Source organism: Methylobacter sp. BBA5.1 (assembly GCF_000746145.1).
In the GTDB taxonomy this organism is placed as follows: Bacteria; Pseudomonadota; Gammaproteobacteria; order Methylococcales; family Methylomonadaceae; genus Methylobacter; species Methylobacter marinus.
Genome location: NZ_JQKS01000007.1, coordinates 99,936 through 120,663 on the forward strand (window position 1 = coordinate 99,936; position 20,728 = coordinate 120,663).

Annotated in this window: 18 protein-coding genes; 10 read left to right on the plus strand and 8 right to left on the minus strand. The window is 55.7% G+C overall.

Going from position 1 to position 20,728, the window contains the following annotated elements:
• Positions 1 to 86: 86 nt before the first annotated feature.
• Positions 87 to 437 carry an FUN14 domain-containing protein gene (locus tag EK22_RS06425; RefSeq protein ID WP_036249111.1) on the minus strand — a complete coding sequence of 117 codons (351 nt, stop codon included), beginning with the start codon at positions 435 to 437 and terminating at the stop codon, positions 87 to 89.
• 20 nt (positions 438 to 457) lie between these two features.
• On the minus strand, positions 458 to 619 hold the full coding sequence (locus EK22_RS24640; protein WP_156965761.1) for a hypothetical protein: 162 nt from the start codon (positions 617 to 619) through the stop codon (positions 458 to 460).
• Between the two features lie 19 nt (positions 620 to 638).
• Between EK22_RS24640 and EK22_RS06430 the strand changes: the two genes are divergently transcribed.
• Positions 639 to 2,069 (plus strand): aldehyde dehydrogenase family protein, encoded by a 1,431-nt coding sequence (locus EK22_RS06430; RefSeq protein ID WP_036249249.1) that lies wholly within the window; start codon positions 639 to 641, stop codon positions 2,067 to 2,069.
• A gap of 4 nt (positions 2,070 to 2,073) precedes the next feature.
• On the opposite strand, the gene parE is transcribed toward EK22_RS06430, so the two are convergent.
• Positions 2,074 to 3,969, minus strand: a complete 1,896-nt coding sequence (gene parE / locus EK22_RS06435) for a DNA topoisomerase IV subunit B (RefSeq protein ID WP_020160827.1) — start codon at positions 3,967 to 3,969, stop codon at positions 2,074 to 2,076.
• 371 nt (positions 3,970 to 4,340) lie between these two features.
• Entirely contained in the window at positions 4,341 to 4,862 is a 522-nt protein-coding gene (locus EK22_RS06440) for a M23 family metallopeptidase (RefSeq protein WP_036249113.1), read from the minus strand.
• 341 nt (positions 4,863 to 5,203) lie between these two features.
• On the opposite strand from EK22_RS06440, the gene EK22_RS06450 reads away from it, so the two are divergent.
• From EK22_RS06450 to dxs, 3 genes are all read left to right on the plus strand, one after another.
• The gene (locus tag EK22_RS06450; RefSeq protein ID WP_020160824.1) at positions 5,204 to 5,437 is read left to right on the plus strand and encodes an exodeoxyribonuclease VII small subunit; all 234 of its coding nucleotides are present in this window, start codon (positions 5,204 to 5,206) and stop codon (positions 5,435 to 5,437) included.
• Complete coding sequence (gene ispA, locus EK22_RS06455) at positions 5,430 to 6,326, plus strand: (2E,6E)-farnesyl diphosphate synthase (protein WP_020160823.1); 897 nt, start codon at positions 5,430 to 5,432, stop codon at positions 6,324 to 6,326. The genes EK22_RS06450 and ispA overlap by 8 nt, the downstream gene beginning before the upstream one ends.
• Positions 6,327 to 6,411: 85 nt before the next feature.
• Entirely contained in the window at positions 6,412 to 8,274 is a 1,863-nt protein-coding gene (gene dxs, locus EK22_RS06460) for a 1-deoxy-D-xylulose-5-phosphate synthase (RefSeq protein ID WP_036249115.1), read from the plus strand.
• 184 nt (positions 8,275 to 8,458) lie between these two features.
• Here dxs and EK22_RS06465 read toward each other — a convergent pair whose 3' ends face one another.
• On the minus strand, positions 8,459 to 9,997 hold the full coding sequence (locus EK22_RS06465) for an FAD-dependent oxidoreductase (protein ID WP_036249251.1): 1,539 nt from the start codon (positions 9,995 to 9,997) through the stop codon (positions 8,459 to 8,461).
• A 186-nt stretch (positions 9,998 to 10,183) separates the two neighbouring features.
• On the opposite strand from EK22_RS06465, the gene EK22_RS06470 reads away from it, so the two are divergent.
• Together EK22_RS06470 and EK22_RS06475 are read left to right on the plus strand one after the other, a co-directional pair.
• Positions 10,184 to 10,783 (plus strand): uracil-DNA glycosylase family protein, encoded by a 600-nt coding sequence (locus EK22_RS06470; RefSeq protein ID WP_036249131.1) that lies wholly within the window; start codon positions 10,184 to 10,186, stop codon positions 10,781 to 10,783.
• Between the two features lie 45 nt (positions 10,784 to 10,828).
• Positions 10,829 to 11,404, plus strand: a complete 576-nt coding sequence (locus EK22_RS06475) for a DUF488 domain-containing protein (protein WP_235209231.1) — start codon at positions 10,829 to 10,831, stop codon at positions 11,402 to 11,404.
• A 384-nt stretch (positions 11,405 to 11,788) separates the two neighbouring features.
• Here EK22_RS06475 and EK22_RS06480 read toward each other — a convergent pair whose 3' ends face one another.
• Positions 11,789 to 14,455, minus strand: a complete 2,667-nt coding sequence (locus EK22_RS06480) for an MGH1-like glycoside hydrolase domain-containing protein (RefSeq protein WP_235209232.1) — start codon at positions 14,453 to 14,455, stop codon at positions 11,789 to 11,791.
• Between the two features lie 276 nt (positions 14,456 to 14,731).
• Here EK22_RS06480 and EK22_RS06485 point away from each other — a divergent pair, with 276 nt between their 5' ends.
• Both EK22_RS06485 and EK22_RS25210 read left to right on the plus strand, forming a co-directional pair.
• On the plus strand, positions 14,732 to 16,498 hold the full coding sequence (locus tag EK22_RS06485; RefSeq protein ID WP_036249133.1) for an NAD-dependent malic enzyme: 1,767 nt from the start codon (positions 14,732 to 14,734) through the stop codon (positions 16,496 to 16,498).
• Positions 16,499 to 16,518: 20 nt separating this feature from the next.
• Positions 16,519 to 17,121 carry a cupin domain-containing protein gene (locus EK22_RS25210; protein ID WP_020160801.1) on the plus strand — a complete coding sequence of 201 codons (603 nt, stop codon included), beginning with the start codon at positions 16,519 to 16,521 and terminating at the stop codon, positions 17,119 to 17,121.
• 228 nt (positions 17,122 to 17,349) lie between these two features.
• Here the strand turns inward: EK22_RS25210 and EK22_RS06495 are convergent, their stop codons facing one another.
• Positions 17,350 to 18,093 carry a cytochrome b/b6 domain-containing protein gene (locus EK22_RS06495; protein ID WP_152565013.1) on the minus strand — a complete coding sequence of 248 codons (744 nt, stop codon included), beginning with the start codon at positions 18,091 to 18,093 and terminating at the stop codon, positions 17,350 to 17,352.
• 449 nt (positions 18,094 to 18,542) lie between these two features.
• On the opposite strand from EK22_RS06495, the gene gloB reads away from it, so the two are divergent.
• A complete protein-coding gene (gene gloB / locus EK22_RS06500) occupies positions 18,543 to 19,307 on the plus strand; it encodes a hydroxyacylglutathione hydrolase (RefSeq protein ID WP_036249137.1) in 765 nt (254 codons plus the stop codon).
• Between the two features lie 103 nt (positions 19,308 to 19,410).
• On the opposite strand, the gene EK22_RS06505 is transcribed toward gloB, so the two are convergent.
• The gene (locus EK22_RS06505; protein ID WP_020160798.1) at positions 19,411 to 19,824 is read right to left on the minus strand and encodes a carboxypeptidase-like regulatory domain-containing protein; all 414 of its coding nucleotides are present in this window, start codon (positions 19,822 to 19,824) and stop codon (positions 19,411 to 19,413) included.
• 340 nt (positions 19,825 to 20,164) lie between these two features.
• On the opposite strand from EK22_RS06505, the gene EK22_RS06510 reads away from it, so the two are divergent.
• Entirely contained in the window at positions 20,165 to 20,707 is a 543-nt protein-coding gene (locus tag EK22_RS06510; RefSeq protein WP_020160797.1) for a peroxiredoxin, read from the plus strand.
• The last annotated feature ends 21 nt before the right edge of the window (positions 20,708 to 20,728 follow it).

Below are 20,728 nucleotides of genomic sequence, written 5' to 3' on the forward strand. Positions count from 1 at the left end.
GGGCTATTCTACACTGAAGCCCTTTCATAACCGGTGCTACGAATGAAACTGGCTCCACCGGGCTTGCTATGAGTCGACTCTATCTATCAGCCGATTTTCAGGCCGAAATAAAAACCGGCGGCGCCGCTGGCTCCCTTACTGGTAATATTCGATAGCCGATCCATCAGGAAAGTGCCGGATTGCTGCGCGGCATCGGTTGCCGCGCTGGCCGCGCTCTGCAAGTGGGCATCGCTGATACTGACGACACCGTAATATTCGGAGGCGAACAGCAGCACAACCGCAGCGCCTCCCATGAACAGCGCCAGCTTCAGCATTTTCTTGGCGAAATAGCCGACAGCCAGGCCAATGATAAACGGGGCGCCCACATTGCCGATCATAAAGGCCGAGGAAAAAATATCGCTGGACGATGCGCTGTTGATTGCTTGCTCACTACTCATAATTTGTACTTCTCGTGATGTTATTGCTGACTCCAGGCAAGCTGGAAAAAAGCCGACATTGTAATCATTTTAAAGCCGGGCGCCAGTTCATTAAGAACCGAGGCCGTTAAAATAATCCCGTTATCATAAGCGGCAGCACCTATTGCTTTTGGCCTGTCTAAAAGAAAAAATGCTAATGCCATGATCCAAAAGGAATTACTTATGCACTATCCCATCAAAGTACCTGGCGCCGCTCCGGCCGGCATCGTTGAAGTCTTCTCGCCTTATGACGAGCGGCTTGTGGGTTCCGTTGAAGCCATTGATTCATCCGGAGCCGAACAGGCATTGAAAAACATGCATGCGCTGTTTCAGGACCGCAAAAGCTGGCTGCCAACCCATGAACGCATCGCCATTCTGGAACGAGCGATCGCACTCATGCAGACGCAGACCGAATCATTAATCGCCACCGCGGTGGCTGAAGGCGGCAAGCCTTATCAGGATACTCAGATCGAACTGACGAGGGCGCTCGACAGCCTCAGGATCTGCATCGAATGCCTCCGCACGGAACGCGGCACGGAAATTCCGATGCAGTTGAATCCGGCCTCGATGCACCGACTGGCCTTTACCCACAGGGAGCCTATCGGTCCCGTCGTGGCAATCAGTGCTTTCAATCACCCGATCAATTTGATTGTCCATCAGGTAGGGCCCGCTATTGCCGCAGGCTGTCCTGTCGTCATCAAACCGGCGCGCGAGACGCCTTTGTCGGCTTTTGCGCTGGTGGATATCCTGCGCGAAGCGGGCCTACCTGATCGCTGGTGTCAGCCCGTCTTGGAAAACGACATTCAGGTCGCCGAACGATTGGCGACCGATCCGCGCGTCGCCTTTTTAAGTTTTATCGGCAGCGCCCGCGTCGGCTGGATGCTGCGTTCAAAACTGGCTCCCGGCACGCGCTGCGCGCAGGAACATGGCGGCGTGGCGCCGGTCATTGTCGCTGAAGACGCCGACCTCGAACGGATGTTGCCATTGCTGGCCAAAGGCGGCTTTTATCATGCAGGGCAGGTTTGCGTATCGGTGCAGCGCATTTATGCGCATGAATCGATCGCGAGAAAAGTGGCGGAAGAACTGGCGGCACTGGCCGACCAAATGGCGGTCGGTGATCCGGCCGATCCGGACACGGATTGCGGTCCGCTGATCCGGCATAGCGAAGTTGACCGCATTGAAGCCTGGGTGAACGAAGCCGTTACTGAAAACGCCGAACTGGTCACGGGCGGCCAGCGGCTTTCGGACTCGTTGTACAAACCGACAGTGTTATTGAATGCATCGCCGGCCAGCAAGGTCAGCCGGCAGGAAGTCTTCGGGCCGGTTGTCTGCGTTTACCCATACAGCAGCCTGGATGACGCTATCGGACAGGCCAATGCCCTGCCTTACGCCTTCCAGGCTTCAGTGATCACGCAAAATATCGACACCGCCCTGTATGCTTACAGGCAACTGGCGGCATCGACCGTCCTGATCAATGACCACACCGCTTTCCGCGTGGACTGGATGCCGTTTGCGGGCCTGCGCGAGTCCGGCCATGGAACCGGCGGCATTCCCTACACCTTCCGCGATATGCAGATCGAGAAAATGGCCGTGTTCCATTCGCCGGCTTTGTAGACGGCTATACCTGGATATCCGCCAGATTGCCTTTAGCCTCCAGCCACGCCTTCCTGTCCTGCGCGCGTTTCTTCGCCAGCAGCAAGTCCAGCTGGGCAGTGGTGTCATCTTCTTCCTGGACCGTCAACTGCACGAGCCGGCGCGTATCGGGGTTCATGGTGGTTTCGCGCAACTGGCTCGGATTCATCTCGCCCAGGCCTTTGAAGCGCTGGACATTGATCGTGCCTTTGAGCTTTTCGGCCTTGATGCGGTCCAGCACACCCTGCCGTTCGGACTCGTCCAATGCATAGAACACTTTTTTGCCGACATCGATGCGGTACAAGGGCGGCATGGCCACGAACACGTGCCCGGCCTTTACCAGCGCCGGAAAATGCTGGTAGAACAAGGCGCAGATCAGGGTGGCGATGTGGTTGCCGTCGGAATCGGCATCCGCCAGTATGCACACCTTGCCGTAACGCAGGTTTTGCAAATCGTTGGAGCCGGGTTCGATGCCCAAAGCCACGGCGATATCGTGGACTTCCTGCGAAGCCATCACCAGATTCGATTCCACCTCCCAGGTATTGAGGATCTTGCCGCGTAACGGCATGATCGCCTGAAAGTCGCGCTCGCGCGCCTGCTTGGCCGAACCGCCGGCCGAATCGCCCTCGACCAGAAACAGTTCGGTTCTGGCGATGTCCTGCGCCGAACAGTCGGCCAATTTGCCGGGCAAGGCGGGGCCTGCGGTGATTTTCTTGCGGACTATTTTCTTGTTGGAGCGCAGCCTTTTCTGGGCGCTGGAAATAATGATTTCGGCGATTTTCTCGCCTTCGGTAGGATGCTGGTTCAGCCACAAACTGAAGCTGTCCTTGGCCACGCCGGACACGAAAGCCACGCATTCCCGGGAGCTGAGCCGCTCCTTGGTCTGGCCTGAAAACTGCGGGTCTTCCAGTTTGACCGAAAGCACGAAATGGCAGTTTTCCCAGACATCCTCGGGCGCCACTTTGACGCCGCGCGGCAGGATGTTTCTGAAATCGCAGAACTCGCGCATCGCTTCGGTCAAACCGGCCCGCAAACCGTTGACATGCGTGCCGCCCTGCGCCGTCGGCACCAGATTGACGTAGCTCTCGGCCAGCACCTCAGCAGGATTTTCGATAGCCCAGACGACGCCCCACTCGACGGCCTCATGGCTCGCGGCCATATTGCCCATAAACGGCTGCTGCGGGTAAAACTCGATATCGCCGATACGGTCCAGCAGATATTCCTGCAAACCATTCTGGTAACACCAGACAATCTCTTCCTCAGGTTGCTCGACCTTCAGCGTAATTTTAAGGCCCGGACACAACACCGCTTTCGCGCGCAGCACCTGTTTCAATTTGGTGACGGAGACTTTGCTGGAATCGAAATATTTTTCATTCGGCCAAAACTTCACCGACGTGCCGGTATTATTGCGACCAACCGTTCCGACTTCGGTCAGTTCGGTCTGCTTGTCCCCATTGGCGAATTCCATGCGATAGACTTTGCCGTTGCGTTTGACCTCTATCTCCAACTTCTCCGACAAGGCATTGACGACTGAAACGCCGACGCCATGCAAGCCGCCGGAAAACTGATAATTCTTGTTGGAGAATTTGCCTCCTGCGTGCAATTGGGTCAGGATCACCTCGACGCCCGGCATGCCCTGCTCGGGATGGATATCGACCGGCATCCCCCGACCGTTATCGGCGACCGACACGGCGCCGTCTTTATGCAAAAAGACGTCGATGCTGTCGGCATGCCCTGCTATCGCTTCGTCAACACTGTTATCAACCACTTCCTGCACCAGATGGTTGGGCCGGGTGGTATCCGTATACATGCCGGGACGTTTACGCACCGGTTCCAATCCGCTTAAGACCTCGATGGCCGCCGCGTTATATTCACTGCTCATACTTCCTAATCACTCACAATCCGAGTTTAATGCTAATGTTCAGCCGCACATCGTACCATTAAAATATTTTTATCTGTACGATGATAAAAAACACAATTCATGTTTGCCCGCTATCCTCTGTATAGATCCTGGATTGAGCCTATACAGAAACAGAATCGACACATCGGCAGCCTTGCGAATTTGTGGATAGACCTTCAGTCAGCAAACTCGGGCACGTTGATATCCAAATAATCAATCCATTGATTTGAAGATGGAATTGCCCCCTGCTTGCCAGTCGTCTTCCATCGCCCGTATGGCAAGCCCGCTTTTCCCGGCAAAAATGATCGCATCGTAGGGATGCGCATCGCCGTTGGCAACGTGTATAAGTTTGTTTATTGATTGTCTTTACCGGTTAGAAACTTATTGGGATCCAGGTAAAACATGGTATTCCATGCTTGCGGCCTGCGGGAGTTGTATAACCACGGCGAAGGAAACAGGTTGCGGATGGCAAAATGCAAGTGCGGTGGCTTGCCCTTGGCATTGCCAGTACTGCCGACTGCGCCGATTGGCTCTCCTGCGTGCACGAACCGGTAACCCTGGGCATCAACTCGCTGTAAATGCGCATAGTAATAAAAACGCCACTTTGCTCCCAGTATCAGCACGATATTACCGCCCAGGCTATCGACACCCGTATAAACCACCATGCCACTGCTCGCCGCCAGCACCGGCACGCCTTCCCTGGCGAAAATATCAATGCCTTTATGCACGCCGGAACGGCCCCACGGATAATACCAGAACGATTTCGGGTGCCAGTCGGCAACGCTTGCGCCAGCGACTGGAATCCGATGGCTTTCAGGGATCAGGAAGCCGGCCACCAAAACTGCCAGCAATAATCTTAACCATTTTATTTTCACAGTATTCCCCGGTATTTGTTTATATCAGAAGCGGTATCGTGCCATCCTGCAGGAGCCGCCACTTGCCCCGTCAACGCATACCAGTCGAAACGGCGGATACAAGATTTGATTCCGCAAACATGGCGAGAATCAAGAAACCCTCCCAACTTGCGGCTATGCTGATAGCAATATTAAAGATAAGCAAAACCCACTGTAAAAATGCACTGGAATTGTGCAAATGCCCCGCGTCATGCTTCGCCCATAACGGCGATGGCGCATTCTTTCCTGACCACTTGCCCGCCGATTTCATATATAATGCCCCGGTTAATTTATACACTGTATCTTGAAAATATTTTATCTACATGCCGAAAAAGAAAAGCCCGACTTTATTTGAAGACTCGCTCGCGGAACTTGAACAGCTGGTTACACAACTGGAACAAGGTGATATTTCTCTGGAAGAATCACTAAAGTCATTTGAACGCGGGGTCAATCTTACCCGAACCTGTCAAAAAGCCTTGCAGGAGGCAGAACAGAAAGTTCAGATCTTACTGGAAAAAAACGGCAATCAAACCCTGGAGCCATTTACTGATGAGTAATGCGTTAAAAGAATACCTTAGTTTTTGTCAAAACCGTGTAGAAAGAGCTCTGGATGCTCGACTTCCCCATGAAAACATCCTGCCGAAGAAACTGCATGAAGCCATGCGCTATTGCGTGCTCGACGGCGGCAAACGCATGCGTCCGATGCTGGCTTATTGCACCGGCAAGACACTCGGCATTCCTCCTGAAGTACTCGATGGACCGGCCTGCGCGGTCGAATTCATCCACGTTTATTCGTTGATCCATGACGATCTGCCGGCCATGGACGATGATGATCTCAGACGCGGCAAGCCCACCTGCCATGTGGCTTTTGACGAAGCAACCGCTATTTTAACCGGCGACGCCCTGCAGGCGCTGGCATTTGAAATACTGGCGCATGATCCCAGCATGACCGCCGATGCCGACAGCCGCCTTAAAATGATCACCATGCTGGCAAAGGCCAGCGGTTCTCAGGGCATGGTCGGAGGCCAGGCGATAGACCTTGAGTCCGTGGGCACTAAACTGAGCCTGCCGGAACTTGAAAACATGCATATTCACAAAACCGGCGCTTTAATCCGCGCCAGCGTCAATATGGCAACATTGGCGAAACCCGATATCGATCCGACCGTGGCAGCCAAGCTGGATCATTATGCCAAGTGCATCGGTTTGTCTTTCCAGGTCAAAGACGACATTCTCGACGAGGAAAGCGATACGACCACATTGGGCAAAACCCAGGGTAAGGACAAGAATAACGATAAGCCGACTTATCCTGCCTTGCTGGGCCTGTCCGGCGCCAAGCAAAAAGCACAGGAACTGCATGAACAAGCTATTGACAGCCTTGGCATTTTTGGCAAGGAAGCCGATCTGCTGCGCGACCTGTCGCTCTATATTATTCAGCGGGATCATTAATTACCGATTTGATTACTAAGGAATTAATCTGCATAATCACAGGACTGCTTAAAAAGAAGTGCCGATTAAAGGAATTGATTTATACATGTACAAACCTGGTAATTATCCTATCCTGGATACCATCAATATACCTGCCGACGTCCGCAAGCTTGCCAAAGACCAATTAAAGCCCTTGGCCAAGGAACTGCGCGAGTACCTGACCCACACGGTCAGCATTTCCGGCGGCCACTTCGCCGCCGGGCTCGGCACGGTCGAGCTGACCATCGCTCTGCATTATGTCTTCGATACGCCGGCCGATCAGCTGGTCTGGGATGTCGGCCATCAGGCCTATCCGCACAAAATCCTGACCGGCCGCAAGGAAGCCATGCCGACCATCCGCACCAAGGGCGGCGTGTCGGCCTTCCCGAGCCGCGCCGAGAGCGAGTACGACGCCTTCGGCGTCGGCCATTCCAGCACCTCGATCAGTGCCGCCTTAGGGATGGCCATCGCCTCCGAGCTGAAAGGCGAGGACAAGCAAATGGTGGCCATCATCGGCGACGGCAGCATCACCGGCGGCATGGCGTTCGAGGCCATGAACCATGCCGGTTCCCTGGACGCCAATCTGCTGGTGATCCTGAACGACAACGAAATGTCGATCTCGCCGCCGGTCGGGGCCATGAACAATTACCTGACCAAGATCCTGTCCAGCCGCCTGTATTCGTCCGTGCGCGAGGAAAGCAAGAAAGTGCTGAGCCGCATGCCCAGCGTCTGGGAACTGGCGCGCAAGACCGAGGAGCACATGAAGGGCATGATCGCGCCGGGCACGCTGTTCGAGGAACTGGGCTTCAATTACATCGGCCCGATCGACGGCCACGACCTGGACATGCTGGTCTCGACCCTGGAGAACCTCAAGCATATCTCGGGGCCGCGCTTTTTGCATATCGTCACCAAAAAAGGCAAGGGCTACGCGCCGGCCGAGAAGGACCCGCTGGCCTATCACGGCGTGCCGGCCTTCGACCCGAGCAAGGATTGCCTGCCCAAATCGACGCCGTCGCCCTACCCGACCTATACCGAGGTGTTCGGTCAGTGGCTGTGCGACATGGCCGGCCAGGACGAGCGCCTGCTGGGCATTACCCCGGCCATGCGCGAGGGCTCGGGGCTGGTCAAGTTTTCCCAATGCTATCCCAAGCGCTATTTCGACGTCGCGATTGCCGAGCAGCATGCCGTGACCTTGGCGGCCGGCCAGGCCTGCCAGGGCGCCAAGCCGGTGGTGGCGATCTATTCGACCTTCCTGCAGCGCGCCTACGACCAACTGATCCATGACGTGGCGCTGCAGAATCTCGACGTCCTGTTCGCGCTGGACCGCGCAGGGCTGGTCGGCCCGGACGGCCCGACCCATGCCGGCAGCTTCGACTACAGCTATCTGCGCTGCGTGCCGAACATGCTGGTCATGGCGCCGGCCGACGAGAACGAATGCCGGCAGATGCTGACCACGGGCTATCACCATGAGGGACCCGCGGCCGTGCGCTATCCGCGCGGCAAGGGGCCGGGCGCGGCGGTACAGCCCGGCCTGACCACCCTGCCGATCGGCAAGGCCGAAGTCCGGCACCGGGGCGGCCGCATCGCCATCCTGGCCTGGGGCAGCCTGGTGACGCCGGCACTGGAAGCCGGCAAGCACCTCGGCGCCACGGTCGTCAACATGCGCTTTGTCAAGCCCTTCGATACCGACCTGGTGCTGGAACTGGCCAAAACCCATGATGTGTTCGTGACCGCCGAGGAGAACGTGCTGGCCGGCGGCGCCGGCAGCGCCGTCAATGAGTTCCTGCAGGCGCAAAAGGTGCTGATGCCGGTACTCAATATCGGCCTGCCGGACCGCTTCGTCGAGCAGGGTACGCGTGAGGAACTGCTGGGCCTGTGCGGCCTCGACAGCCAGGGCCTGATCGAACGGATTGAGCAGTTCTGCGCTTAGAATCAGGGAGTAAAGCCTCCCTGGATTTATACAACGGTCATTGCAGGGGAGAATTCATTCACCTCTGCAACCGTCCTGCCCTTAAACGATCCTTAGATAAAAACGTTAGCCGCGGCAAGCGCGGCTAACGTTCTGATCGTCGATCACCGCGACGGCCGCAAGCGGATTGCAACATCCTTATCCATCATTCTATGATGGCGATTTCCCGCTCGAACTCGACTTCCGCGCGAAGTCCCTCGACATCCCGATTAACCACGGCGACCGCCAGCTTCTTGCCTCCGCGCCGGTAAACAATCGTGCAATCCTGCTTGTCCAGCTGACCGTCGATTTCAACCTGATCCCAGCGCTCGGCATGGCCTACATAAGCGATACCCAAATTGTATTGCCGGGTCCAAAAGAATGGGATGGCGTCGAAGCGCTCCCGCCAGCCCAGCATGTTGCGCGCGGCGGTCTGCCCCTGGCGCTGGGCGACAACCCAATGCTCGACGCGGATGCCTTCGCCGGTGAGCCGATCCGGCCAGCGCGCGATGTCGCCGGCGGCGAAAATACCCGGGACGCTTGATTCCAGATATTCGTTGACCTTGACGCCACGGTCCAGGGCAAGCCCGGCCTGTTCCGCCAAGGCGATCGCCGGCTTTACCCCGACGCCGACAACAACGAGGTCGGCCTCAAGTGTTTCTCCGTTCTCCAGGACGACAGAGCTTTCGTCCACCGATACGGCTTTGGTGCCCAGATGAAACGTAACGCCCCGCTGTTCGTGCAGTTTGCGAATATAACTTCCGACCCGCACCCCCAGTATCTTTTCCATGGGACAGGCTTCCGGTCCGACCACATGCACGTCCAGCTTACGCTTGCGCAGCGATGCCACCACTTCAAGTCCGATGAAGCTGGCGCCGATCACCACCGCCCGTTGCGATGCGAGCGCCTGGTCGATAATCGCGCGGCTGTCGGCCAGCGTGCGCAGATAATGCACATGCGCAAGACCGGCGCCGGGCACGTCGAGCCGCACCGGGTCGGCGCCGGTGGCCAGCAGAAGCCTGTCATAGGCGTGCCGATTGCCATTGGCGAGTTGCACCTGCCGATTGGCCGTGTCGATCGCGGCAACATGCGCCCCCAGTTTCAAATCAATGCCCTGCTCCCGGTAAAATTCGAGCGAACGCAGAGGCGTCGACTCCTCGCTTGCAACGCCGGCAAGATAGCTTTTGGAAAGCTTTGGGCGATCGCAGGGAACCGACTCATCGGCGCTCAGCAACGTAATCCCGCCATCGTAGCCCTCCCGTCGCAGTGTTTCCGCCGCCGCGCTGCCCGCCGCGCCGCCGCCGACGATAACGATGGCGCGCGGCACATCGGTCAAAATGGCGGGCAGCTGCTTCCTGGCCGGCTCCAGCTTTTCCCGGACATAGACAGTGCCGCCCTGCTGCTCCACGCGCCAGCAGGAGACCGGATCCAGCGCCGGGGCACGCAGGGCCTCGCCCGTACGCAGACTGAAACAGGCATGGTGCCATGGGCAGCGAACCGTATCCCCCACGAGCAGCCCTTCGCTCAGCGGAGCATCGTAATGCGTGCAACGATTGCCGATCGCAAACAACTCGTCGCCCCGCCGCGTCAAAAGTACCGGTTCGCCATGCACATGACCAAGAACAGGCTCGTTGTCGAGGATATTGGAGAATGCCACGCCTTCGGTGAAGTCGGGTCCGCTCGGTTTTGCTGTGGATTCGCTCATTTGATTGCCTTGCGCTTGCAATTTCAGATACATTGCATTCAATCGCTTTCCACGTCTGTACGGTAACTCACATAACGCTCGACCGAAAACTTGCCAATTTATAACCCGATCAGTGCGTCAACCTTATTGAACCACGCGTTCCCTGCCCTACACTAAGTCTTGTTTACATAAAAACGGACAACTCTCATGACCGAAATCCGATATCCGTCTCTCGAGGCACTGCTGGCGGCCGTGCGCAATTGCCGGGCATGTGAGCGGCATCTGCCGCTAGGTCCGCGTCCCGTGCTGCGCGCCGAGGCAACTGCCCGCATTCTCATCGTCGGACAAGCGCCCGGCGCGCGCGTGCATGAAACGGGCATTCCCTGGGACGACCCGAGCGGCGAGCGCCTGCGCACCTGGATGGGGATAGACAAGGCGGCTTTTTACGATGCCTCGCGCATCGCGATCATTCCCATGGGTTATTGTTATCCCGGACGCGGGAAAAGCGGCGATCTGCCGCCGCGCCGCGAATGCGCCGACCTTTGGCTGAACCGATTGCTGGCCGAACTGCCCCGGATTGAACTGGTGCTGCTAGTCGGCCAATACGCCCAGCGCCATTTTTTGGCTGCTCGCCGCCGGCCTTCACTGACGGAAACGACCCGCAATTGGCAAGCGTATGCACCGCGCTACCTGCCCTTGCCGCATCCTTCGCCGCGCAATACTCCTTGGCTCAAGCGCAACCCCTGGTTTGAAGAAAGGCTTCTGCCCGAGCTGCGCGCGCGGATCAGGGCGCTTCAGGCCGGCTGACAGAACCCTGTCCCGCAGACGCCGCCAATATGTTGAAACATATCCATGCCGAAACAGGCGGCGCGTAACCGGAGATCGATGTTGAAGCAGGAATTCCAGCCCATCGTTTTGACTGTCGGACATTCCACGCGCTCATTGGAAGCATTCATCGATCTGCTCAAGGCGCACTCGGTCGACCGCCTCATCGATGTGCGTACCGTGCCGCGCTCGCGCCATAATCCGCAATTTAACCGCGACACGTTTTGTGTGGCGCTTGAGTCCGCCGGCATCCGCTATACGCACGCTATCGGTTTGGGCGGCTTCCGGCGCACGAGCCCGGATTCGCCAAATCTCGGATGGCGAAACGAGGCGTTTCGCGGTTACGCGGATTACATGCAGACCCCGGAATTCGCGGCAAGCCTGGCGGACCTTATCGATCGGGTAAAGCGGGAGCGCATCGTATTGATGTGCGCCGAGGCCGTGCCATGGCGCTGCCATCGCTCGCTGATCGCCGACGCTTTGCTGATACGCGGGATTCGCGTGGAGGAAATCGTCAGCGAGACACGCCGGCAAAAGCACACGCTGACGCCTTTCGCCAAGGTGGACGGCACGGCAATCACATATCCGCCTTATGAAACTTAGGAAAATGGTAGGCAGTGCGTGTTCTCACTGCTATTAAACCGTTCAGGTTAGACCAGCTCACCATGAAAAGCTTAACTTGGTGGCGGATAGGATGGGCTGACGAAGGAAGCCCATCATTCGCGATTGATGAGCTTCGCATTATCCTATCGTGCTTATCCGCCTTAGATGCATAGAAAAGGTACGAGACTGTGAATGAATTAGTGAAAAACGTCATAAAAAGCCTTATTCACCACGAAGATCACGAAGGACACGAAGAAAAAATCGAGTTAATCAATAACTTAAAACTTCGTGCTCTCGATTGCTGTTCCAGACGCAATTCTACCGCCTCCATCCTTGGAGGCGTTCGTGTCCTTCGTGGTTAAATCTTTTAAATTGAATACTGGCTTACGGACGCGGCTGCAGCAATTTCGCCACCAGGCCGGTCCAGCCGGTCTGGTGGGAGGCGCCCAGGCCATGACCTTCATCGCCGTGGAAGTATTCGTGAAATAGCAGGTAATCTTTAAAGTGCGGATCGTTTTGCAGCCTTTCGTCACCGCCATAGGCGGGTCTGCGCCCATTGGCGTCCTTGCGGAAAATCCGGATCAGCCGCCGGGACAGCTCATCGGCGACTTCATTGATGGACAGCAATCTGCCCGACCCGGTCGGACACTCTATTTTGAAGCCCTCGCCGTAGAAGCTGGCAAAGCGCCGGAGCGAGGTGATCAACAGGTAATTGACCGGAAACCAGACAGGCCCCCGCCAGTTGGAGTTGCCGCCGAACATACCCGATTCGGCTTCACCCGGCTGGTAATGCACGCTCATCGGGGTACTGGCGCAACTGACCACATAGGGCTGGTCACGATGCGCACGCGACAGGGAACGCACGCCGAAGTCGGATAAAAACTCGGTCTCGTCCAGCATGCGTTGCAACAGTTTTCTCATGCGATGACCGCGAAGCAGGGATAGCAAGTGACGATTGCCGCGTCCCGGCTCATTCCAATCGGATACTAATGAAGCCAGATCGGGACGGTAATCAAGAAACCATTTCATGCGGCGTTTGAAATCCGGTAATTTATCCAGCAGTTCGGAACCGATGACCTCTACCGCGTAAAACGGAATCAGCCCGATCATGGAACGTACTTTGAGCGGGATTTTTGTCCCGTCGGGCGAACGCAGCACATCATAGAAAAACTGGTCATCCTCATCCCAAAGACCGATATGCTGATCGCTGATATCGCTCATCGCTTTGGCGATGTAGAGAAAATGTTCGAAAAACTTGGTGGCGATATCCTCATAAACACGGTCATGCAGCGCCAACTCCAGGGCTATGCGCATCAGGTTCAGGCAATACATCGCCATCCAGCTGGTGCCGTCGGCCTGGTCGATATGGCCGCCGCCCGGCAATGGCGTGCTGCGATCGAACACACCAATATTGTCAAGGCCGAGAAAGCCGCCCTGGAAAACGTTATTGTCGTCGGCATCCTTGCGATTGACCCACCAGGTGAAGTTGATGATCAATTTGTGCATGATCCGCTCCAGGAAGTCGAGATCGCCGATGCCGCCGTTGCTTTGGCGTTCGGACTGGTACACTTCCCACGCGGCCCAGGCATGCACCGGCGGGTTGACGTCGCCCAGCTTCCATTCATAAGCGGGCATCTGGCCGTTCGGGTGCATGTACCATTCCCGCGTCATCAGCAGCAGCTGGTTTTTGGCGAAGACCGGATCGATCATCGCCAGGGTCACGCAATGAAACGCCAGGTCCCAGGCCGCATACCACGGATATTCCCAGGTATCGGGCATGGAAACGATGTCGGCATTGTTCAGATGCTGCCAGTCGCTGTTGCGCCCGTTGAGACGCTCTCTCGGCGGCGGAATAGTGCCCGGATCGCCATTCAGCCACTGCGGGATGTCGTAGTAATAGAACTGTTTGCTCCAGATCATGCCGGCCAGGGCCTGGCGTTGGATCAGCCGGGCCTCGGCATCGGTCATGCCCGCTTGCAGCTCGGCATAAAAATCGTCCGCCTCGTCGCGGCGCAGGGTGAACAGCTCGTTGAAGTCATGAAAAGGCCGCGCGTTCCGGGTCTTGCTCAGACGCAGACGTACCTCAACCTTGCCGTGAGCCGGAACCGACAAGCGATAATGCCCCGCCGCCTTGGTCCCATATTGCTCGGGATTGACGGCCTGGCGGTTGCCGTTGATGAGCCAGTCATGAAGAGCATCCTTGAAATAGCCGTCAGCGGGCTGATTATACAAGTGCCGGAGATTGGTTTCGTTGTCGCAGAACAGCAATTCGGGATCGCCGTCGAAATAGCAATGGTAATCGCCCAGATCGGCCTGGTGAATCTGAATGCCGCCGGTTTCGGCGGCGGCTAATGCCGGGCGGATAACATCATAGCCCCAGCTCCAGGTATTGCGGAACCAGAGCTGCGGCAGCACATGCAGCGTCGCCAAATCGCCGCCGCGGTTGTGCGCCGTGATCAGCATGAGGATATCGTCGACGCCGGCCTTGGCGTATTCGATGAACACGTCGAAGTAGCGATTGTCATCGAACACGCCGGTGTCCAGCAGTTCGAATTCCGGCCTGTCCCGACCGCGCTTGCGATTCTCCTCAACCAGCGCCGCATAGGGAAAGGCCTGTTGCGGATACTTGTACAGCATTTTCAGGTATGCATGGCTGGGCGTGGCATCGAGATAGTAATAAAGCTCCTTGACGTCCTCGCCGTGATTGCCTTCTTCATTGGTCAGGCCGAACAGGCGTTCCTTGAGGATAGCGTCCTGTCCGTTCCATAGGGCCAAACCAAGGCACAGCCACTGTTTTTCATCGCAAAGCCCCGCGATGCCGTCCTCGCCCCAGCGGTAGGCCCGGCTGCGAGCCTGATCGTGGCTGAAATAGTCCCAGGCGTCCCCGTTTTTACTGTAGTCCTCGCGTACCGTGCCCCACTGGCGCTCGCTTAAGTAAGGCCCCCATAACCGCCATGCCGCCTCGCCGCTGTTCTGATCCAGCATGCGCCTTCGTTCCGCGCTGACGGGGCGGCCTGTTTCTGTCTCCGATTGGAAGGTGTCTTTTGTCATGTTGGCCTCCGTGATGATTTAAAGTTGATCCGGCACATTCATCGGACCGCTATACAGTTCTGCGCGGTACTTCCGGGGCCGAATTGATTCGTCCCGCAACGGGACAGCATCAGTATGTTGGTTTTCATGTTATCTTCGGGCGTGAGGGCTAATTTTTTACCGGATTAGATAAAAACCCGATACGCTGTATCTAACCGTCAATTCTGTTTTATTCCAGGAGCGGTATCAGTTGAATCTGAATATTGCAATTCATAAGCTCAAATAGAAGGAATAACCATGTCGCAACTCAGTGATTACTTCGATTACAAAATGGATGAAAACGGCAACCCTTATATGGAGGTTTCCGTCCGGGGCATTGTCTTGTTGCGGCTGTCCGCAACCAACAAGGGTACCGCTTTTACCGAACAAGAACGTATCGCCCTCGGTCTTGAAGGTCTGTTGCCGCCGCAAGTAACCAACCTGGAACTTCAGGTGGACCGGCTGTATACCAATTACCGCAGGCAGCCCGACGACATTTCAAAATATCAGTTTCTTCGCGCCGTGCAAGAGCGTTCCGAAGTGCTTTTTTACGCACTGCTCGAGCGCCACCTGGAAGAAATGACGCCGATTGTCTATACCCCGACGATCGGCCTGGCGGTTCAGAAATTCAGCAAGCTCTATTCAACGGCGCGCGGCCTGACCTTGTCCGCCAACAATATCGACCGCGTGGAAACCATCCTCGACGATTACCCTTTGCATGATATCCGCATGATTGTCGTTACTGACGCTTCCGCCATCCTCGGCATTGGCGACCAGGGCATGGGCGGATTGATCATCTGCATAGGAAAGCTGTCGCTTTACACCGTCGGCGGCGGGCTCAATCCTTTCCACACTCTGCCGGTGAATCTCGATGTAGGCACGGACCGGACGGAATTACTCGAAGATCCGCATTATCTGGGCATTCACGAAAAACGCCTGCGGGGTCAGGCTTACTTTGAGCTGGTGGATAAATTCGTCAGCGCCGTGAGGAAAAAATGGCCGAAAGCCATTATTCAATGGGAAGACTTCGCCAAAAATGTCGCGTTTGACGTGCTGGAGAAATATCGGGATCAGGTCCCCTGCTTCAACGACGACATCCAGGGTACCGGGGCCGTGGCGCTCGCGGGACTGTTGTCGGCCTGCCGTAAAAAAGGCGAGTCGCTGGCCGACCAAAAGGTGGTTGTGGTCGGGGCCGGCGCGGGCGGCGTCGGCGTCGCCCGCGCGATTCAGGAAGGCATGGTGCGCGACGGCCTGAGCCGCGAGCAGGCGCGCCGGCAGATGTTCGTCATGGACGGGCGCGGACTGGTGGTCGAGGAAATCACGACCGATGCCTATAAACTACCGGTCGCGCAATTCAAAGACGTGTATGAAAACTGGGAGATCCGTGGCGAAATACCCGATCTCATGGAAGTCGTCAGCCACGCTCAGCCCACGGTACTGATCGGGCTTTCGGGCATCGCCGGGCTGTTTAACGAGCCCATCATCAAAGCCATGGCCAAAAGCACCCGGCAGCCGGTGATCTTTCCGCTGTCGAACCCGACCGCCAACTGCGAAGCGATTCCCGAAGACATCCTTGCCTGGACCCAAGGCCAGGCGATCGTCGCGACAGGCAGCCCGTTCGGCGACGTCGACTATAACGGTCACCGTTATCCTGTCGGCCAGGGCAATAACGCGTTTATCTTTCCCGGCCTGGGTTTTGCCGCGGTATTGGGGGAATGCTCACGCATCAGCGACGCCATGGTGCTGGAATCGGCCTATGCGCTGGCCGATTACACGGCGGAGCACTACCTTGCCGCCGGCCAGATTTATCCCCCCATTGCCGATCTGCGGAAAGTCAGCATCGTTGTCGCCACGCGTGTCCTTGCCAAAGCGCTGGAAGATGGCTCATCCAGTCGCCAGGAACTTAAAGGAACCGATCTTGAAGCCTATGTGCGCGCCAGATTCTGGAAAGCCGAACATCTGCCTTTCAAATACTCGCCTCCGAGCACACCGTCACGTGGCTGCCAGGAGGCGTCCTCACGTTGACCCCATTCTGTCAGGTTACCGTGAAACTGCAGGATGCCCGTGGCATCATCCTATTTATCATGCGCTTTCAGGGCGATGAAACCTTCATGGCGCTGTTACGGCATCGCCCTGCTGTTCCTGCTCGGCAGCGGGGTGCGGCGCGGCTGGCGCATCATCAAGCCGCGCGGCCGTTAGGCATCCTTGTGCAGGTCAAGCTCGATTCAATCGATCGCTCATGGGATCAAATAGAACAAATTTTTCCGCGCCCTGTCCAATTTTATATTTTCAAGACGAAGGTAACGGCTATGGCAACACATCACGCGGTTCCGGGGGAAATTGTCGACCTTGCCAGTTGGGCCAATGATCTGCCCAACGAAAAGACCAAGGTCATCATAAAAACAGATGAAATGGAACTGGCGCGCCTTGTCGTGCCCCAAAACAAGGAATTTCCCAATCACCACGTTCCAGGGGCCATCGTCGTTCATTGCGTGCAGGGAAAAATCGAGTTGACCGCCATGGGCAAGACGCAAGAATTACAAGAGGGCCAGTTGCTCTATCTCATGCCGGGAGAGCCGCATTCGCTCAAAGGCATTGAGGATGCGGTCATCGTCCTGACCGTCTTTCTTAAAAGAGTGGTTCACTAAGTAATGGGCATGGAATAAATTAGGGAATGTAGGTGCGAATGCACTTGTGCCCTTCAGGGTATTCGCACTGTGGGGATACCCTATAGGGCACAAGTACCCATAGGGTATAAATAAATCCGCACCTACAACGGAAATTCATCCGCGCACTTGTGGAAGTTATTTTATGCGCGTTCCTAAGCCTCATCCCTCCGGAACACAAGGGCATGAGGCGCACGAAAGGCCGGAACTTCAATCCCGGCTGCCGGACTCATCATCCATGGGATGACCATTGATAACCTTGCGTCCGGAGAACATCGCGGAAATAATGCCGCCCCCTTCCCTCAGCTCAGTGATGATTACCGCCGCCACGTGCAGAACAATGACCGCGATCAGCGTATAAAAACTGTAAAGATGCACCACTGCCACAGGTTTGCGGTAAGCGCGCATGGCTTCATAGGCGGCCGCATCGTACATTTCCGGCGCATAGGGCGCCAGTGTTTCCGGAGCGGTGCCGGGGGCCGCCACCCATTGCGCGACCCATTGGCCAAAGGGCGGATAAAACAGATCAGTGCCGGCCAGCACCAGGCCGGTGATCGCTTGCGCGGTCATGAGCAGCAGCATTAACGCTACCGACATCCGGCCTAGCGGATTGTGACCCACGTATTGTTCGGGCTGAGCGGAGAAGAAAGCCGCGGCATAGCGGCGCAACGCCCGGAAATAGCCCCTGCCGCCCGGAAGGATCGCGGACCACCGGGCATAACGGTTGCCGAGAAAAGCCCACAGGAAGCGCCAAAGCAGGTTGAATACGAAAACGTAGCCGATCCAGACGTGAACCGTCTTAAGGGTTATTTTGCCGGCCTTGTCGACTCCCAGATCGCCGGCATTGAGAATCACAACCCCGACAACCGCCAACGCCGTGACACAAAGCACATTAATCCAGTGAAACCAACGGGTGCCTGCGTCCCACACCATATAATATTTCAACTCAGACATAACCATTTCCTATCCTGCACCCGGGAAATACATTAACCACGGGCTGTTCGCAAATGAATGCCTGATTTACATTCATGACCTTATCCCACATCGATTCATATCCTCCAAACAATTAAATAACCAATACCGCATAGTTTATCTATCAATCATCGTTTATTGCCAATTAAAACCCTGCAAATCAAATTTTATGCCGCTGAAATTTAATATTGGCTGTTGCCGGGGAACGTGCAGTCGACAATAGAGACTGTGAAAGAATTAATGAAAACCTTATTCACCACGAAGATCACGGAGAATATTCATACGAATAAATTTGTAGAATACTCATAAAGTGCGAATGAATTCGCACCTACAAATTTCCGATAGCGAAACGGCATGAAAAGGCGCTTGTAAAATCGCCACTACAGCCTTATTTTGATCTATTCGAAAAAAACAGACTGGAGCATAAGCCAATGCTGGAGATCATTCAACTCCCCGCCCTGAACGATAATTATATTTACCTTGTCCACGACCCCGAATCGGGTGACACGGCGGCCGTGGACCCGGCCCTTGCCCGGCCGGTTCTGGATGTTCTGGAGGAAAAAGGCTGGCGCCTGAAATACATTCTCAATACCCATCATCATGGCGATCATGTCGGGGCCAACCTGGAATTGAAGAAAAAAACCGGCTGTACGATTATTGCCGGGCTTTCAGATCAGAATCGTATTCCCGGCATGGACATCGGTGTCAATGAAGGCGACCGGATTTCGCTCGGCCGCCACGCCGCCGAGGTGCTTTTTACGCCCGGCCATACCCGGGGGCATATCGTCTATTACTTCGCTGATAATAGCGCGCTGTTTTGCGGCGATACCTTATTCGTGATGGGATGCGGGCGCCTGTTTGAAGACACGGCCGAGCAAATGTGGCTTTCATTGCAGAAATTGAAAGCCTTGCCCGCGGCTACACGCATCTATTGCGCGCATGAGTACACGCAAGCCAATGCCCGCTTCGCGTTAAGCGTCGAACCTGATAACCGGCAGTTAGCGCAACGCATGGACGAAGTGAATCGATTGCGTGCCCAACATCTGCCGACCGTGCCGTCGACAATAGAGCAGGAGCTGGCGACCAATCCGTTTTTCAGGGAAAACAGCCCGGCATTGCAAAAGACCATCAACATGCATGGGGCAGCGCCGGTACAGGTGTTTGCAAAAATCCGGAGCCTGAAGGACCACTTTTAAAACGCAAAAATCGCGTATTCATGGCGGCTCTCAGGCTCAGCTGAATAGAGCATGGGGCCGATATATCCTATAGTCTCAGGCCGGTCGCCCTGAGACTCATCCCCTACTCCTCGGACCAGTAGAACGCCAATGAGGCTCTCTTTCCGCCGCTTATCCTGGCATTCTGGCGCACGACATGGCCGTCTTTTTCGGCCAGCACTGCATAACGACCGGGCTTGAGTCTGGCGAATAGAAACGGTCCGTCGGCAACGGTTTCTACAAGCGTGTTGCCTTGTGCATCGGCAATGCGCACATTGACATCGGCGACAAATTTGCCTGTTCCTTTAACGGCGAACAACAGGTCCAGATTGTAATCGCTTTTCATGGCCTCCATGGCATTACGCTCGGTTTCGCCAACGCCGCCGCTGACGAAAGTCACATCGTTTTGCGTCTGGGGTTCGGGCATGAACTCTTGTGCAAACGCCTGCACACTGATCAGATAACAGGAAAGCCCCAGGATATAAAGTAATCGTTTCATGAATAAATCTCCTTAATCACCGGAAGATGCAGGACGCAAAGGCGTTTTTAACGCTAAGGATTTGGCTAAAAACGACTTCCTGAAATTATCGTGAATGATGCGCCGCCTGTCGTCGGCGCATCCCATGTTTAAACAGGGAACTTATTTACGGCCAAATCCTAAGCATTAAAATTAACACCTATAGCGGATTTTCCCACGCTGGTCTGCTCGGTATCGTACAGACTTGACTGGCCGCTAGTGTATTTATAGTCACTAATAAAAGCACATCTGTGTTTACCGATAGACCCATCGCTTATGAATGACGAGTGAATAAATTCGATTCGAAAATCGGAGGCAAGTCATGGCTTTAACCGTACCCAATGTAATTTTCAAAACCCGCGTCCGCGATGAAAGTATCGGCGGCGACAACCCCTTCCGCTGGCAGGACGTCAGCACGGATGACATTTTCGCGGGTAAAAAAATCGTACTGTTCGCATTGCCGGGCGCGTTTACACCGACCTGCTCCAGCACGCATCTTCCCGGCTACGACGCCAAATACCAGGAACTGATCGATCAGGGCGTGAATGAAGTGTACTGTTTAAGCGTCAATGACGCCTTCACCATGTATCAGTGGAGCCGGCATCTGGGCATCAGGCATGTAAAAATGCTGCCTGACGGTAATGCGGATTTTACCCGGAGCATGGGCATGCTGGTCAAAAAAGAAAACCTGGGCTTCGGCTGCCGCTCCTGGCGTTATTCGATGCTGGTCGATGACAAAAAAATCGTCAAACTGTTCAGCGAACCGGGTCAAACCGATAACTGTCCGGATGACCCGTTCGGCATCAGCGGCGCCGATACCATGCTTGACTATTTGAAACAACGGCAACAGCGGCCCCGGGCCTGAATCAACGTCGGGTCTATCGCT

Excerpts from the sequence above, each read along its gene's own strand:
- EK22_RS06425 (WP_036249111.1), bottom strand. The coding sequence starts at position 437 with ATGAGTAGTGAGCAAGCAATCAACAGCGCATCGTCCAGCGATATTTTT.
- EK22_RS24640 (WP_156965761.1), bottom strand. The coding sequence starts at position 619 with ATGGCATTAGCATTTTTTCTTTTAGACAGGCCAAAAGCAATAGGTGCT.
- EK22_RS06430 (WP_036249249.1), top strand. The coding sequence starts at position 639 with ATGCACTATCCCATCAAAGTACCTGGCGCCGCTCCGGCCGGCATCGTT.
- parE (WP_020160827.1), bottom strand. The coding sequence starts at position 3,969 with ATGAGCAGTGAATATAACGCGGCGGCCATCGAGGTCTTAAGCGGATTG.
- EK22_RS06450 (WP_020160824.1), top strand. The coding sequence starts at position 5,204 with ATGCCGAAAAAGAAAAGCCCGACTTTATTTGAAGACTCGCTCGCGGAA.
- ispA (WP_020160823.1), top strand. The coding sequence starts at position 5,430 with ATGAGTAATGCGTTAAAAGAATACCTTAGTTTTTGTCAAAACCGTGTA.
- dxs (WP_036249115.1), top strand. The coding sequence starts at position 6,412 with ATGTACAAACCTGGTAATTATCCTATCCTGGATACCATCAATATACCT.
- EK22_RS06465 (WP_036249251.1), bottom strand. The coding sequence starts at position 9,997 with ATGAGCGAATCCACAGCAAAACCGAGCGGACCCGACTTCACCGAAGGC.
- EK22_RS06470 (WP_036249131.1), top strand. The coding sequence starts at position 10,184 with ATGACCGAAATCCGATATCCGTCTCTCGAGGCACTGCTGGCGGCCGTG.
- EK22_RS06475 (WP_235209231.1), top strand. The coding sequence starts at position 10,829 with ATGCCGAAACAGGCGGCGCGTAACCGGAGATCGATGTTGAAGCAGGAA.
- EK22_RS06480 (WP_235209232.1), bottom strand. The coding sequence starts at position 14,455 with ATGACAAAAGACACCTTCCAATCGGAGACAGAAACAGGCCGCCCCGTC.
- EK22_RS06485 (WP_036249133.1), top strand. The coding sequence starts at position 14,732 with ATGTCGCAACTCAGTGATTACTTCGATTACAAAATGGATGAAAACGGC.
- EK22_RS06495 (WP_152565013.1), bottom strand. The coding sequence starts at position 18,093 with ATGTCTGAGTTGAAATATTATATGGTGTGGGACGCAGGCACCCGTTGG.
- gloB (WP_036249137.1), top strand. The coding sequence starts at position 18,543 with ATGCTGGAGATCATTCAACTCCCCGCCCTGAACGATAATTATATTTAC.
- EK22_RS06505 (WP_020160798.1), bottom strand. The coding sequence starts at position 19,824 with ATGAAACGATTACTTTATATCCTGGGGCTTTCCTGTTATCTGATCAGT.
- EK22_RS06510 (WP_020160797.1), top strand. The coding sequence starts at position 20,165 with ATGGCTTTAACCGTACCCAATGTAATTTTCAAAACCCGCGTCCGCGAT.